General features: G+C 39.1%; 13 protein-coding genes. 7 read left to right on the forward strand and 6 right to left on the reverse strand.

The features are described 5' to 3' along the window. Window positions 1–3 precede the first annotated feature (3 nt). Window positions 4–1857 carry an asparagine synthase (glutamine-hydrolyzing) gene (asnB, locus tag CS931_RS08140; RefSeq protein WP_099205285.1) on the reverse strand — a complete coding sequence of 618 codons (1854 nt, stop codon included), beginning with the start codon at window positions 1855–1857 and terminating at the stop codon, window positions 4–6. Window positions 1858–2170: 313 nt separating this feature from the next. Here asnB and CS931_RS08145 point away from each other — a divergent pair, with 313 nt between their 5' ends. The 3 genes from CS931_RS08145 (at window position 2171) to CS931_RS08155 (ending at window position 5867) form a co-directional block, all read left to right on the forward strand. After that, complete coding sequence (locus CS931_RS08145) at window positions 2171–4540, forward strand: ATP-dependent helicase (RefSeq protein WP_099205286.1); 2370 nt, start codon at window positions 2171–2173, stop codon at window positions 4538–4540. 235 nt (window positions 4541–4775) lie between these two features. Continuing rightward, the gene (locus tag CS931_RS08150) at window positions 4776–5396 is read left to right on the forward strand and encodes a superoxide dismutase (RefSeq protein WP_099205287.1); all 621 of its coding nucleotides are present in this window, start codon (window positions 4776–4778) and stop codon (window positions 5394–5396) included. 27 nt (window positions 5397–5423) lie between these two features. Next, complete coding sequence (locus tag CS931_RS08155; RefSeq protein ID WP_099205288.1) at window positions 5424–5867, forward strand: Dps family protein; 444 nt, start codon at window positions 5424–5426, stop codon at window positions 5865–5867. Between the two features lie 180 nt (window positions 5868–6047). On the opposite strand, the gene CS931_RS08160 is transcribed toward CS931_RS08155, so the two are convergent. Genes CS931_RS08160 through CS931_RS08180 form a run of 5 tightly spaced genes read right to left on the reverse strand, consistent with a single transcriptional unit; the run spans window position 6048 to window position 10718 of the window. Next, window positions 6048–6224, reverse strand: coding sequence for a YjfB family protein (locus CS931_RS08160; RefSeq protein ID WP_099205289.1), 177 nt, complete (start codon window positions 6222–6224; stop codon window positions 6048–6050). 24 nt (window positions 6225–6248) lie between these two features. After that, on the reverse strand, window positions 6249–7295 hold the full coding sequence (locus tag CS931_RS08165) for a protein-glutamate methylesterase/protein-glutamine glutaminase (protein ID WP_099205290.1): 1047 nt from the start codon (window positions 7293–7295) through the stop codon (window positions 6249–6251). A gap of 3 nt (window positions 7296–7298) precedes the next feature. Further along, window positions 7299–8150, reverse strand: coding sequence for a CheR family methyltransferase (locus CS931_RS08170; RefSeq protein ID WP_143826241.1), 852 nt, complete (start codon window positions 8148–8150; stop codon window positions 7299–7301). Window positions 8151–8162: 12 nt separating this feature from the next. After that, window positions 8163–8645, reverse strand: coding sequence for a chemotaxis protein CheW (locus tag CS931_RS08175; RefSeq protein ID WP_099205291.1), 483 nt, complete (start codon window positions 8643–8645; stop codon window positions 8163–8165). 18 nt (window positions 8646–8663) lie between these two features. After that, the gene (locus CS931_RS08180) at window positions 8664–10718 is read right to left on the reverse strand and encodes a chemotaxis protein CheA (protein WP_099205292.1); all 2055 of its coding nucleotides are present in this window, start codon (window positions 10716–10718) and stop codon (window positions 8664–8666) included. A gap of 257 nt (window positions 10719–10975) precedes the next feature. Here CS931_RS08180 and CS931_RS08185 point away from each other — a divergent pair, with 257 nt between their 5' ends. The 4 genes from CS931_RS08185 (at window position 10976) to CS931_RS08200 (ending at window position 14914) form a co-directional block, all read left to right on the forward strand. Further along, complete coding sequence (locus tag CS931_RS08185; RefSeq protein ID WP_099205293.1) at window positions 10976–12409, forward strand: hypothetical protein; 1434 nt, start codon at window positions 10976–10978, stop codon at window positions 12407–12409. Continuing rightward, window positions 12396–12713: an EscU/YscU/HrcU family type III secretion system export apparatus switch protein gene (locus CS931_RS08190; RefSeq protein ID WP_099205434.1), complete on the forward strand. Its 318-nt coding sequence runs from the start codon at window positions 12396–12398 to the stop codon at window positions 12711–12713. Before CS931_RS08185 ends, CS931_RS08190 begins: the two co-directional genes overlap by 14 nt. Then, the gene (locus CS931_RS08195; protein WP_159459775.1) at window positions 12706–13515 is read left to right on the forward strand and encodes a M15 family metallopeptidase; all 810 of its coding nucleotides are present in this window, start codon (window positions 12706–12708) and stop codon (window positions 13513–13515) included. The genes CS931_RS08190 and CS931_RS08195 overlap by 8 nt, the downstream gene beginning before the upstream one ends. A gap of 169 nt (window positions 13516–13684) precedes the next feature. Beyond that, a complete protein-coding gene (locus tag CS931_RS08200; protein WP_099205295.1) occupies window positions 13685–14914 on the forward strand; it encodes an EAL and HDOD domain-containing protein in 1230 nt (409 codons plus the stop codon). The last annotated feature ends 78 nt before the right edge of the window (window positions 14915–14992 follow it).

The following is a 14992-nucleotide window of genomic DNA, read 5'->3' on the forward strand; positions in this document are numbered from 1 at the left end:
TATTTATATATCCAAATACACATTGTAGTGCAAGAGCCAATAATTGATTTGCAGCAAGAATGCCAACAGCTGCGGCCCTGCCATCAATTGTCCATACCATGGCTTGCCATAATCAAAGCTTTCCCCTAGCAATTTAGAAACCACATCTTTTGAGAGAATCTTATGAATCGGCTGTGCGCTGTCACGCAAAACATAGCCAATTTTATCTTTAATTATCTTTTCATAGCCGGGGTTATGTGTTTTGGGGAACGGACTTTTCTTTCGGTACAGCACATCTTCAGGCAGCCAATCTCTAGAGGCATCACGCAATAACCCCTTTACAATGCCATTAGGCGCTTTATATTCCCACGGCACATTAAATACATATTCTACCAAACGATGGTCTGCAAACGGCAAGCGTACCTCTAAACCCGTTGCCATGCTGCATCGGTCTTGCCTGTCAATCAGTGTTGCCATAAACCACTGCATATTGAGGTGCATGACATCACGCATTTTTTTATTTTCTGCTGATTCGCCTAGCAGTACCGGAATTCTTGCAAAGCTTTCTTCTAATCTCTGCCCCACATAATCATGCAATTTGAGTTCTTCTTTAAGTTCAGGCTTTAGGAAGCTTTCTCGTAAATCAACATTATTGGACCATGGGAAAGATTTACCGTCAAACACATCTTTTTTATGAAACCACGGATAGCCGCCAAAAATTTCATCGGCTCCTTCACCGCACAACACAACACCATGCTTTTCTTTAACTTGTTTGCAAAAATAAACCAAAGAACCATCAATGTCTGCCATGCCAGGCAAATCTCTTGCTATTACGGCATCATAGACGGAATTTGCCAAATTTCTATTGTCGCAAAGTAGCTTTTGATGATTGGTTTCTAACATTTGACTGACTTTATCCGCCCAATATTCATCTCTATCTGGCTGAAAAGCAGTCGGCTTAAAAAATTTGTCATTCCCTACATATTCAAAGGAATAGGTATCTAATTTCTTTCCTTTTACGGCAAGCTCTTGCGCCATAATCGCTGTCAGAACGCTGGAATCCAATCCTCCTGACAAGAATGAACAAATAGGCACATCTGCTTTCATCTGCCTTTTTACAGCATCCTCCAGCAGTGCCTTCACCGTTTCGGTTGTCTTTTGATAATTATCCGTATGGGGCATCGCCTTTAAAGAATAGTATTGATACTCGTTGAAACCTTCTTGATTGAATATTGCCAAATGACCTGGCTGAATTTCATGAATGCCATCAAACACACCATGTCCGGGTGTTCTGGCAGGCCCAACGCCAAAAATTTCACACAATCCCTCTTTTTTGATGACAGGATTAATGCCTGGATATTCAAACAAGCTCTTTATCTCTGAGCCAAATATTAGGCGTCCATTCCTAAGCGAATAAAAAAGAGGCCGTATACCAAATCGATCTCGGCAGAGAAAAATCTGATCATGTGCCGTGTCATCTACTACAAAGGCAAACATTCCATTCAGTTTTTCTACACAATCTTTTCCAAAGTGGATGTAAGCCGTAAGTACTACTTCCGTATCACTCTCTGTCTCGAAGTGATACCCTAATGAACAAAGTTCGTCTTTTAATTCTTCTCCATTATAAATTTCGCCGTTATAAACAATGGTGTATCCTTTTCCCTCATATTTCTTATTCATTGGCTGTATGCCACCGGGTGCATCGACAACTGCCAATCTCGAAGCCGCTAGTGCACAGTGCTTAGATACATGCTCTCCGCTTTGGTCAGGTCCACGATGAACAATTCTTGCTGCCATTCTCCTTGCCAATGCCATCCAAAGATATTTTTCTTCTTTCAAACTGTCGTGATAATCACAGAACCCTGCAAACCCACTCATTTCTAACCTTCCCTCCTTTTGGTATACTCTATTATATGCACGCATAGGCCAATAGTACGATTTTTCTTTTTGTCTGATTTTGTCGAAACGACTTTGTCTATATTCCCCACGAATTAACACAATAAAATTTCTCTCTTAAAATCTACTTTGTCATGAACTTTTGTGTGTTCTGCCTTGCTATCGGACAAGCAATCAGGTAAAATAAGAAAAGTGCAAATGACGAATTGGTTATACATGGCTTTGCTTGCCTTACTGCAAGCAAGAATACCATTTCTTTTTAAATAAAACAGGCTTTTTAAAGGAAGGATTGACTATGATACATACCGATAAAGAGAAACTACTGGAGTTAAGAAAAAAAGTAATTGAAAAAGATTTTAATCGAATGAACGACCGCCAAAAAGAGGCTGTTTTCACAACAGAAGGACCCGTTTTGGTACTTGCCGGTGCCGGCAGTGGTAAAACTACCGTCTTGGTTAATCGAATTGCCAACATTGTCCGTTATGGCAAAGCCTACCACAGCAGCTTTATCCAAGATTCTTTGACAGAAGAAGACGTTGAGGCTTGCCAAAGCTTTTTAAACGGTGGTGAACTGTCTGATGTGACACGAGCCAGACTTTCGGTTTCGGCTTGCTTTCCGTGGAAAGTTATGGCAATTACGTTTACCAACAAAGCGGCAGCAGAGTTAAAAGAAAGACTTTGTAACATGCTAGGCGGTGAGGATGGCGAGCAAATTTGGGCCTCTACTTTCCACTCCAGCTGTGCTCGTATGCTGCGCCGCGATGGTGACAGACTGGGATATTCTTCTCACTTCACCATTTATGACAGCGACGACAGCCGCCGTATGATGAAAGAAAGCTTGAAAGAATTAGATGTTTCTGAAAAAGCACTTACACCTAAAGCGGTGCTCGGTGAAATTTCAAGAGCCAAAGATGAGCTTCTTTCTCCGGCAGAATTTGAAAAAGAAGCTGGCGATGATTTCCGTTTAAAATTAATTGCCAAAGCATACAAGCTCTACCAGAAAAAGCTTAAAGAAGCTGATGCGATGGATTTTGATGATTTAATTGTCAATACCGTGCGCTTGTTTCAAACTGCTCCTGATGTTTTAGCTTATTATCAAGACCGTTTTCGCTACATCATGGTGGATGAATATCAAGATACCAATCATGCGCAATATGAATTTATTAATCTCTTGGCACAAAAGAGCGAAAATCTCTGCGTAGTCGGTGATGATGACCAAAGTATCTATAAATTTAGAGGTGCAACCATTGAAAACATCATGAATTTTGAGCAAGATTTTTTAGGTGCCAGCGTAATTCGATTGGAACAGAACTACCGCTCAACACAGAACATTTTGGATGCAGCGAACGAAGTCATTCAAAATAACAGTGCCAGAAAAGGTAAAAATCTGTGGACAAGCAACGGCAGCGGCGAGAAAATCAAGTTTCATGTCGCTGAAACCGAACAGGACGAAGCTGGACGAATTGCCAAAATCATTTTAGATGGTGTAGCAAATGGACGCAAGTTTTCAGATTATGCCGTTCTTTACCGCATGAATTCACAATCTCTTTCTTTAGAAAGAATGTTTGCAAAACAAGGCATTCCTCACCGCATTATCGGCGGAACAAGGTTCTTTGACCGCAAAGAAATTAAAGATATGATTGCTTATCTCAATATCGTCAATAACCCGAATGATGAAATCCGTATGCGCCGTGTCATTAACTGCCCAAAACGAGGAATCGGCGATGCAACAGTCGACAAAGTATTTCAAATCGCTGGTCAGCTTGGTGAAAATTTCTTAGATGTCATTGCGCATGCAGAGGATTTTCCGATACTGGCAAGAGCTGCGAAAAAGCTGAAAGATTTTGCTTCTCTCCTCCAAGAGTGGATTGAAATCTTACAAGATGACACACAAAACATGAACGACCTTTACCGATCTATTGTAGAAAAAACAGATTATGTTCATTACCTCAAAACAGACGACCCTGAACGTGCTGAGGATAAGATTGAGAACATTCAAGAGCTTTCCAGTAATATTCAGCGCTACGAAGAAGAATCTCAAGGTTCTCTGGCTGAATTCTTAGAAGAAATTTCACTGTTCACTGACATTGACAACTACGATGTTGGTACGGATGCCTCTGTCATGATGACTGTTCACTCAGCAAAAGGACTAGAATTCCCTGTTGTATTCCTTCCAGGCTGGGAAGAAGGTGTTTTCCCTGGCATGGCCGTTATTTATAACCCTGCTGAAGTTGAAGAAGAGCGACGTCTCGCTTATGTTGCCATTACTCGCGCAAAAGAGGAACTCTACATCTTCAGTGCAGAATCTCGCATGGTATTTGGTAGCACAAACCGCAACAAAACCTCTCGATTTGTGGAGGAAATCCCTAGTGAACTGAAAGAAAATACTCGCTCAAGAGAGGCTTACGTGCGCCCTGTCACCATGCCTTCTTTTGGTGGGCCAGCTCAAAGCCAAGCCTCTTCACGCTATCAACCCCTGCCTACACCCAATAAAGTCTCTGGCCAAACTTATCATGCTGGTGACCAAGTAGAACATAAAACCTTTGGTGTGGGTTTAATTCTCACGACTACCCCTATGGCTAATGACACTTTATTGGAAATTGCTTTTGACAAAGTTGGTACTAAGAAAATTTTTGCTAACTTTGCAAAATTAAACATTCTATAATTTTATTAGCCTTATCTTTACTCTATCAAGTAAAAGAATAAAACCAAAAGCCATGGGAATCTTATTTCTCATGGCTTTTAGTTTTGAAAAAAAGAAAGATTTATAAAAATGATAATAATTTCTATTTTTCTATTGACTTTCTATTTTGTCATGATATAATAAAGATAATCTAGTTAGACATCACTAACAAATAATAAAATTTTAAATAGAACCGTATTCGAGAGGAGAACTTATTATGTTTAAACAAGTTGAATTATCATATGCCTATGACGCTCTAGAACCCCATATCGATGCTCTCACCATGGAAACGCACTACAGCAAGCACCATGCTGCCTACACCAACAACCTCAATGCTGCTGTTGAAAAAGCAGGTGTTGCCGACAAAGACATTGTTTCTCTTTTAGGCTCTCTAGACAGCATTTCTGACGAGGCTTTGCGAGGAGCTATTCGCAACAACGGCGGCGGTTATTATAACCACAACCTCTATTTCGCTGGACTAAGTCCAAATGGCGGTGGTCAGCCTGACGGCGAACTTGCAGCCGCTATCGAAAAAGATCTAGGCGGTTTTGATGCTTTCAAAGATGCTTTCGGCAAACTTGGTATAGGTCGATTTGGTTCAGGTTGGGCATGGCTTTCAGCAAATAAAGAAGGAAAACTCCAAGTTTCTTCTAGCCCCAATCAAGATAATCCCATTATCGAAGGCTCTGACTATGTACCAATTCTAGGTCTAGACGTTTGGGAACATGCTTACTATCTCAAATACAAAAATCTTCGTGCTGACTATATTCAAGCCTTCTATGATGTAGTTGATTGGAAGTTTGTTGCTGAGAATTATAAGAACGTTAAAAACGGATAAGAATTTACTCATAAGGAGGTGATACCAATGCCACAAGATCTACAGGACAAAATGAATCTCTATCTTGCTAACCAAGAAATTATGTACATCAAGCTTCATAATCTCCATTGGTATATACAAGGAAAAGGTTTCTTTACCCTTCACGCTAAACTAGAAGAGCTTTACGACCAAACTGCAGAGGTTATTGATGAAGTTGCTGAACGTCTTTTAGCAATTAGCGGAAAACCCATTGCTAACCTCAAAAATGCTCTTGCAATTGCCACTGTCAAAGAACTTGAAGATGAACCAGTTTCTTCAGACAGCGTTGTTTACAAATTGATATCTGATGTAGAATATTGGATTCAAGATTCTGCCGAGATTATTAAACTAGCAGAAGACGCCGATGACGTTGGCACGGCAGACCTCTTCACAGGTTATCTCGCTAACTACCAAAAACTTCTTTGGATGCTGCGAGCTTATACTTCCTCCTAATCATAAAAAATTGGCAGATTAACACTTTGCCTAAACAAAAAGGATACTGTCCAAGCAGTATCCTTTTCTCTTGCATTTTTATGTAATTTCATAATTAATCGAAAGCAAAAGGGAAGAGCAAACTACAATTAAGTATTTTGCTCTTCCCTTTTGTCCTGTGCGGTTATCCGAATTTTGATTTTAAATGTAAATATCAAGTTGATGACCAAAAGAAACTGGGGGCATCATCTCCATAATAGCCGCACCCTGGTTCTCTTGTATATCCATTGCTTTGTCGAGCAAAGAAATGCTAGCTGTCTGCTGCCAATTAGCAGCGGAGACATCTACATTTGCTGCAGAAATAGCCATAATATCCATCTATTTTCTCCTATCTTCTTGAGCTTAACAAGATGTATTGACAGATTTGTTGAGATAATAAATTAATTCATCTCCTATTTGATTCAGCGGAAGTTGCCTTTCAATACCGCCTCTTTTATAGGCTTCCATGGGCATGCCGTATACAACGCAGCTTTCCTTATCTTGGCCGATTGTATAACTGCCATTTTTACGCATTTTTGTAATTCCTTGCGCCCCGTCAGCCCCCATGCCTGTGAGAATTACCCCAATAGCATTTTTTCCGGCTACATCGGCTACAGAATCAAACATTACATCAACAGAGGGACAATGTCCGCTAACTTTTGCTCCAGTCTGGCTGCGAATATAATAGCCTTTTTCGTCTTTCTTTAAAGTTAGGTGATATTCACCCGCTGCAATAATAATCTGCCCCGGCTTCACTCTGTCAAAGTCTTCGGCCTCTTTGGCATTCATCTTGCAAACTTTATTTAATCGTTGTGCATACAAATTCGTAAAGTTGGCCGGCATATGCTGCACAACAATAATTCCCGGTGTGGATTCCGGTAAATCTTTGACCACTGATAGAATAGCCTCGGTGCCACCCGTTGAAGCACCAATTGCGATAATAGAATGGGAAGCACATGTCTTTAGGGTTCTCTTAGAAGACAATTGAGAAACCAAAGAGGGTTTCGTCTCAGCCGGACAGCGCACCTTTGCCTTAGCCGCAATTTTTATTTTGCTTTTTAATTCTTCTAAAAACCGATTCAAAGAGTCCTTTTCGCCGGCAACAGGCTTTCTAACAAAATCAACAGCACCGGCACTAAGAGCGTCTAGCGCATTCATGGGTAATGAACTGACAACAACCACCGGAACAGGGTTTTGGGGCATAACCTTTTTTAGAAAGCTAATACCGTCTACTTTTGGCATTTCAACATCTAGTGTAACCACATCAGGGTGCAATTGCTCAATCATCGTCATTGCTTCTGTGGCATCCATAGCCAACCCAACAATTTGAATCTCTTTGTCTGTCAGGCTAAGCTTCATCTTTGTTCTAAATAGAACAGAATCATCTACTACTAATACGCGCAGAGGCATAATTTATCGCCGACCTCCTCTCGTAATCTTCTGATAAACAGACGGTCGCAAGTAAGTATATTCACTCGGGCTGCCTTTTGCAAGGGATTCTGAATGCCCGATAAACAAATATCCCCCTTCGGCCGTTGCCTCATAAAATTTTTCAATTAATCTTCTTGTCGTTTCCGCATCAAAATAAATCATTACATTGCGGCAAAAAATAATATCAAATGGTTTTTTATACTGGAAAGTATCCATTAAATTAAAAATTCGATAGACAACTTCTTTTCTAATTTTTTCAACTACTTGATAGGTTCCACCCGGCAACAGTTGAAAATATTCTTTTTTCCACTGAGCCGGCATATTTTTGATATGCTCTTCGGGGTAAATCCCTTGTTTGGCCTGTGAAAGCACCTTGCTTGATATATCAGTAGCCAAAACAGTTGTATCCCACCTATTTTTTTGAGGACCGAAAAACTGATCCATAACCATGGCAATGTTATACGCCTCTTGACCAGCTGAACATCCTGCACTCCAGATACGCAAATCTTGTTTTCTAGTTTTGGTCAGCTGAGGCAACGCTTCATGCATTAAGAAATCAAAATGTTCGTTCTCTCTGCCAAAATAAGAATGGTTGGTGGTAATTTTATTTAAAAAAGCTTGCATTTCTTCACTAGAATTACTATCGAAGAGGACTTTCATATACTCGCTAAACGTATTCATTCCTCTTGCCTTAAGCGTATAAGAAAGCCTGCCTTCGATGAGGTGACGCTTTTTTCGTAAATCAATTCCATATTTTTTATATACGAAAGAGAAAATTTCTTCAAATTCGCGATCGGTCATATGAATTAAAGAATTGGTCGTTTGCAAATCCATATTGGCCCTCCACTATTGCACTTTTATGACATCAAGATCATCCTTAAGGAATTTTTCGAAATCAATATTCAGAACAATTCTATCTTCCAAATTGGTAACAGAGTCAATGTACCAGGCAGACATTTCTTTTGTATTCGGCGGAGCTGCCAGATTTTCACTGTCTACCGTCACCACTTCAGAAACACTGTCTACAATGAGTCCTACTTGCATATCTCTTATCTCTGAAACAATGATACAGGTTTTATCATCATAAGGGCGCTCTTCAATGCCAAATTTCAAACGAATATCCAGTACCGGCAGAATTTTACCTCTTAAATTGATAATTCCTTTAATATACGGTGCTACTCCCGGCAAATATGTGATATTTTTTGTTTGAATGATTTCCAATACTAGGACAAGCGGAACACCATAAAGCATGTCACTGCAGTTGAACAGCAAATATCTGCCATTGAGCTCCTCGATTGCGCTTAATTCTGTTGCATGATTCTCGTTCATAATGTGAACACCTCCCCTTTATTGGTTAGCCAAAAAGTTATTGATATCTAGAATAAGACTGATACTGCCATCGCCCAAAATACTGCAGCCTGAAAAGCCTTTTTCTTTGAGATTATATTGATTGAAGAACATTGGGAAGGATTTTACAACTACCTGGTATTCTCCCAACAGCTCATCTGCAAAGATACAAGCACTGATATTACTGCTTTCGACTTGAATCATAATACCTTCTGTAATATCCGTCAGTTCTGTTTCAAGTCCGAAAACATTATGCAAACGGAAAACAGGATAGCATTCACCGCGAAGCATAATCATTTCTGTACCGTTCGTATTCTCTATAATCTGGTCAGGACTAGTCACCTTAAAGGACTGGCGAATGGAAGTAATCGGAATGGTAAATATGGTATCGCCTACTGAAATATTCATACCATCCATAATGGCAAGTGTCAATGGTATTTTAATAGTGAAAGTGGTTCCTTTGCCCTTTGTGCTGCTAATAGAGATTGAACCGCCTACCTGCTCAATGTTCTTGCGCACAACATCCATACCAACGCCACGACCTGAAAACTCTGTAACTTCTGTATTGGTTGAAAATCCCGGCAGCATAATCAGATGTAAAGCCTCTTTCTCTGTATACTCGCTCTCAGGTTTTGTTAAAAGGCCATTTTTCTTTGCTTTGCTCAGCAATTTTTGCGGGTCCATACCATAGCCGTCATCTCCAACTTTGATATGAATTTCACCGCCGACATTCTTTGCCGTTAGAGAAATCCTCCCCACTTCTGGCTTTCCTGCTGCTTTTCTTTCTTCTGCCGATTCAATAGCATGATCCATTGAATTTCGAATCATGTGCATAAGTGGGTCAACAATGGTGTCATTGATTGTCTTATCAACTTCGGTATCGCCACCTTCTGTTACCAACTCAGCTTTTTTGCCAAGCTTTTTGCTCATATCTCTCACAATACGATCCATTTTGTGGAACGTGCTTTGAAGAGGTACCATGCGGATAGACATGACGATATCTTGCAATTCATCTGTTAATTTTCGCAGTTCCCGAATAGATTTTGTCAGGTTGTCCAGCTTCAGGCCGTTTAAATCCGGATTACGGATAACCATAGACTCTGCTGTCACCAATTCGCCCACTAAATCCATTAGATAGTCTAGTTTACCTTGATTGACACTAATCAAGCTTTGTTTTACGCCGCCTGTTTTTACGGTCACAGGTTTGCCAGTTACGGTGCCTTTAGCAGCTGCCTCATTTTCTTCCACTGAAACAACAGATGATTTTTCATCTTTGCTTTTTTCTTCAACAATGGCTTCTTTTTTAGAAGAATTCTCTAGCACTTCATATGTTTTAATATTCAGCACGCCTTCTATCGTTTTCAGCACTTCTTCCAGACTATTGGTCGGCTTGCAGATAACAACAAAACCATTTTTAATAATCTGAGCGGAATATTCTGAATCATTTTCAGGATGAGAAGGAATAGATTCCAGTAAATCACAGTAATGCTGTAACTGCGTTAATAACATAAAGGCACGCATATTTTCCATTTGACATCCGTCATCAAAAAACACACGAATTCTATAAGTATTTTCATCATCTTCTACTTCAGTATCTACATTTGATTCTGTTTCAGACAAAACGATTGTATCTGTATTGCCTTTTAAAAAGTTAGCTTGATCATGCAGCTTATCAATTAAAATAGTTGGGTATTTTTCTTGATAATCTGCCTCACCTTGCAGCTTGCCGATTTCTTCTTTTAAGAAATCCGAGCTCTCTAAAATCAAATCAAAAAGTGAATCAAATACAATCTCTAATTTATCGGGTGCTTCACGTAAAACGTAGAAAACATCCTCAATGGCATGTGACAAATTTGAAATTCCATCAAACTCCATCATGGCTGCTGAGCCTTTTATAGTGTGAGTAATACGAAAGATATCATTTATATTTTCTTCGCTGAGACTTCTCGCTCTCTCTGATTCTAATAAAATCTCGTCTAGCTGTTCTAACATTGTGTCTGTTTCATGGATAAAAGTTTCAAGCATGGACTCCATACCAGGATCAACTGTGCTCATTTTATTCACCTTCCCATTTATACTTTTCATAATGACTATTTATAATAATTATCCTATCTTTTTCCAAAAAAGCAAGTCTTTCTTTTAACTTTCCTTATATTTCGACTTTTTTCCTAATGACTTTCTTTTTCTAAATTTCATGAAATAACTATAATAAGACTATTTATTTAATGGTATCACTATGCATTTAGATTGATAAGTTCACCTTTTCATTTATATACATTTATGCTATGATTCTATGAGAGAGGAGCATCACTTTGCCTGATATTTTAAGGGTAACTACCCCCCTGGTTCATAACAATCAGCCGGTTCAACAAAAAAGTGGGGTCGACCCTCTTTTTCCATCTGATATTCGCAGTTCATCTAGAGTTGTTCAAGCTCAAAATCAAAGTGAACTCTTAAAACAAAACACAGGGGCGCTTGAGGGCGGTGAAGCCCCTGTTCTGTTGCTAAATCTCTTAAAAGATCCTGCTGTAACTATCTCTTACCTCAAAAATATTTCTATGTTAGAAGAAATTTTTAGGTTGCTGCCCGCCAACAATCAAACCGTTACACCAGAAATTGAACAGATTTTTCAAGAGCTCATTTTGCCTTCTACAGACATTGAATCTGAAATACTAAGGCAAGAATCCGGTGCTACGGCTTTTAAGGGAGAATTGTTTGATTTTTTAAGAGCTTTCAGCGTACAACGTGAAGCTACCCCTCAAGTACAGGTAGCGATTGCCAATTTTTTGAAATCTGTAAACAATTTGCTGTGCAAAGGTGATATTGAAGATGCAGTGGCCAATAGCTTAACCTATTTAAAAAATCAACTCTCTTCGAGTACCTCTATCAGCACACGATTGGATTCTCTTATTGCCCGTTTCCGCCAAAATAATGCTTCACAGAATTTTACAGACCTTAAAGAAGAAACTTTATCTTTGTTAAAAGAAATAGAGAACAGCGTTCTTTTTACCCCAAAACTTAGCAAAGTTTTGTCTATTACCATATACAATCTTTCTCGCCACAACGTCAGTTGGGATTTTTTTAATGAATCCTCCTACCATTTGCGCCAATTTTTAGCTGGTACGCAACGTCAGCAATTTATTTCACTGGTTGACCGTTTTGCTTCTGCTTTAAAATCAGGTGTCTATGATTCTAACATCCTTTCTCATGATGAAACGATGAATCACGATTCAAAAGTCATGGAAGCTTTGGTGAAACTTATTGGTATTCAGTCTTCTAACGACCGATTGAGTGCGTCAGATTCCTCAAAGATTGATAAAATTCTGCATAGTTTGCTGTCATCTCCCTGTAACTTCACCCCTCTTTTGCATTTTATCATTCCGGTCATACATGAAGACATTCGTGCGTTTGCTGAAATTTGGATTAACCCGGAAAGCGATGAAAAAGACTTGCCAAACGGAGCAAAAGAAGGCAAGCATTTTTTGCTCGTAATTGATGTGGATAATTTAGGTCGTTTTGAAGCAGAATTATTTGTATATGGAACGACTATTGATTTTTCCCTTTTCTGTCCGCCTGACTATGAAAAAGAATTTCAGGGCATGATGAAAAATATGCCCAAAGCTTTGGCCGATTCTCCTTTTCGTATCGGAGAAACCAAATTGGCTCCATTAGAGCGCTCTCGTTCCCTAATGGAAGTCTTTAAATCATTACCATATAAAAGAGTGGGTGTCGATGTCAAAATCTAACGAAAAAGCGGTTGCTTTAAAATATAATGCAGACCAAGATTTAGCTCCTGTGGTCATTGCTTCGGGATATGGGCAAGTCGCACAGAATATTATTGATGTGGCTGAACAACGCGGAATCCCTGTATATCGAGACGACAGTGCCGCCTCCATGCTTTGTATGCTGGATGTCGGCGCAAATATTCCAGAAGACCTTTACCAGGTGGTAGCTACTATCTATACACAAATTCTTTCTACCGCTGCCAAAATACAATATGGCGATTCTATCGCTAAACCGTCTAATGCTACGGAGCAACCCAATGAATAGACGCTTAGCCAAAATAAAGCAAGAAAGAGAACGGGAACGAAAAGAATTAAAAACTAGAAACCGTACAACTTTTTTGGTTGTGTTCCTAGTGATTATATTTACTTATTTATATAATTCTCATGTAGCTAAAAGTAAGGGCCAGCTATCAGACACCAATTTAATAACCGATGTTTCTTCTGCGACCACCAAAGAAGAAACTTTATCCAACTATGTCAATGATTCTTTTGCTGATATTTGGAGTTTAATATTGGTGAATAAGGATACTCCCCTACCTTCAGATTTCGAGGTCACCTTAGAAGATGTTCCCGGTGGTCAAGTAGATGCCCGTATTGCACCCACTCTGCTGCAAATGTTAGAGGATGCTCACAATGACGGCGTTGAGCTAAATATGTGTTCCGGCTATCGCAGTATCGAACTGCAAACTAAAATTTACAATGAAAATATAGACTATTATCAAAATCAAGGTTATACGGCAGAAGATAGTCAAATATTCACTGAACGTTATGTCTTGCCGCCTTCTAAAAGTGAACATCACACTGGGTTGGCTGTTGACTTTTTGACAGAAGGCTATCAAAGCTTGAACGACGATTTTTCTCAAAGCAAGGCTTATACTTGGTTACAGGAGCATGCTGCCAACTATGGTTTTATTGAACGCTATCCTCGTGACAAAGAATCCATTACCAAAATTCTGTGGGAGCCTTGGCACTATCGTTTTGTAGGTCTTGAAACGGCGGGGGTTATTTCGAGTTCGGACTTATGCCTAGAGGAATATATTCAGCAACAAAAAGCAGCTGGCACATAAATTGGGACTTTAAAAGCTTGTGATTTTATTTTTGTATTCCTCGTTTTTAAGTTAAATTAGAGCTATACTAAAAATTCTCACTCTTATCAAAACTATTTTCACCTTTTATTCATTTTCAGACTATTTTTAGATTGTTCATTCTAGTCACGTAGAAAAAGGAGCTTCTATTATGGATACATATATGATTCGTCAGCCAATCATGAACGAGAAACATAAGCTGGATGCCTATGAAATTATTTATCAGCAAGATAGCAGCAGTCTTTATAATCCACAGGATTCTAAAATTGCTACTGCTATCCTTTCCTTTTTAAGTCACCTTGACAAATCAAACTTTTTAGAAGGAAAAGTGGCTTTTCTGACAATTCCGCCGAACCTTTTGATGCAAAATGTCCCTCATTTATTTGATGAAAAGAAACTTGTCATTCAAATAGAAGAAAATGTTTTAATTTCTGCAGAAGGATGTCAGATTTTGCGACGCTATAAAAATCAAGGTTTCAAGCTTGCTTTGCTTGATTTTGAGTTCAATAAACGTTATCTCGATATTTTGCCATTTGTCGACTTTATGAAAATTGATTTTTCTAACCCTGATGATAAAAATATTGAAACTAAAATCAATATTGCCCACCAGTATAACATGAAAACCATCGCCTATAATGTTGACACCCTGGCTGCTTTGGAGAAAGTTACCCAACTCAATTTTGATTTCTTTCAGGGAAACAGTGTCGCTGAAATGGTTCGTTCTAAAGTACATAAAGCAGAACATTTGCAATCAAATTTCTTTCGACTCATTGCTGCCATCTCACATGAACATCCTGATTTTGATCAAATTGCCAGCATTATTTCACTCGATGTTACACTGACTTTTTCTTTGTTGCGTGTAGTTAATTCTGCCTATTTTGCCCTGCCGAATCAAGTAAAAGACGTTAAACAAGCCTTAACTGTACTTGGTGTTGGACAATTGCGTCATTGGATTTATCTGCTTAGCTTCTCTTCTGAAGAAGGACTGTCTGAAGAATTGATTAAGATTTCTTTTCTGCGTGCCACTTTCTGCCAAGAACTATCACGAAGCATTCAAAATTTTCCGCTCTCTCTTTCTGAAGTTTACTTGCTTGGCATGTTCTCCACACTTGATATTCTGCTGAAAGTTCCTATGGAGGATGCTGTCGCAGAACTTTCCATTGATAATCGTGTGAAAGAAGCTCTTATCCACAAAACCGGAGTTTGCAGTGATTTGCTGGATATTTGTCTTGCCTATGAACAGGGTAAATGGAATAAAGTCGGCAAACTGGCTAATACCCTATCTATTCCAATCCCAGTCATTGCTCAAAAATACTTTGAATCTGTTGAATATGTGAATGAAACGTGGAAAGATATCAGCCAACCTTTTCAAGGCAATTAATTTATGGAAAAACGCAGCCATGCTATTGCCTAAATATAGTTTTTTGGCTTTTTGTTGATTTTATGGTATAATAAATTT

Source organism: Scatolibacter rhodanostii, from assembly GCF_900197595.1.
GTDB lineage: Bacteria > Bacillota > Clostridia > Oscillospirales > Acutalibacteraceae > Scatolibacter > Scatolibacter rhodanostii.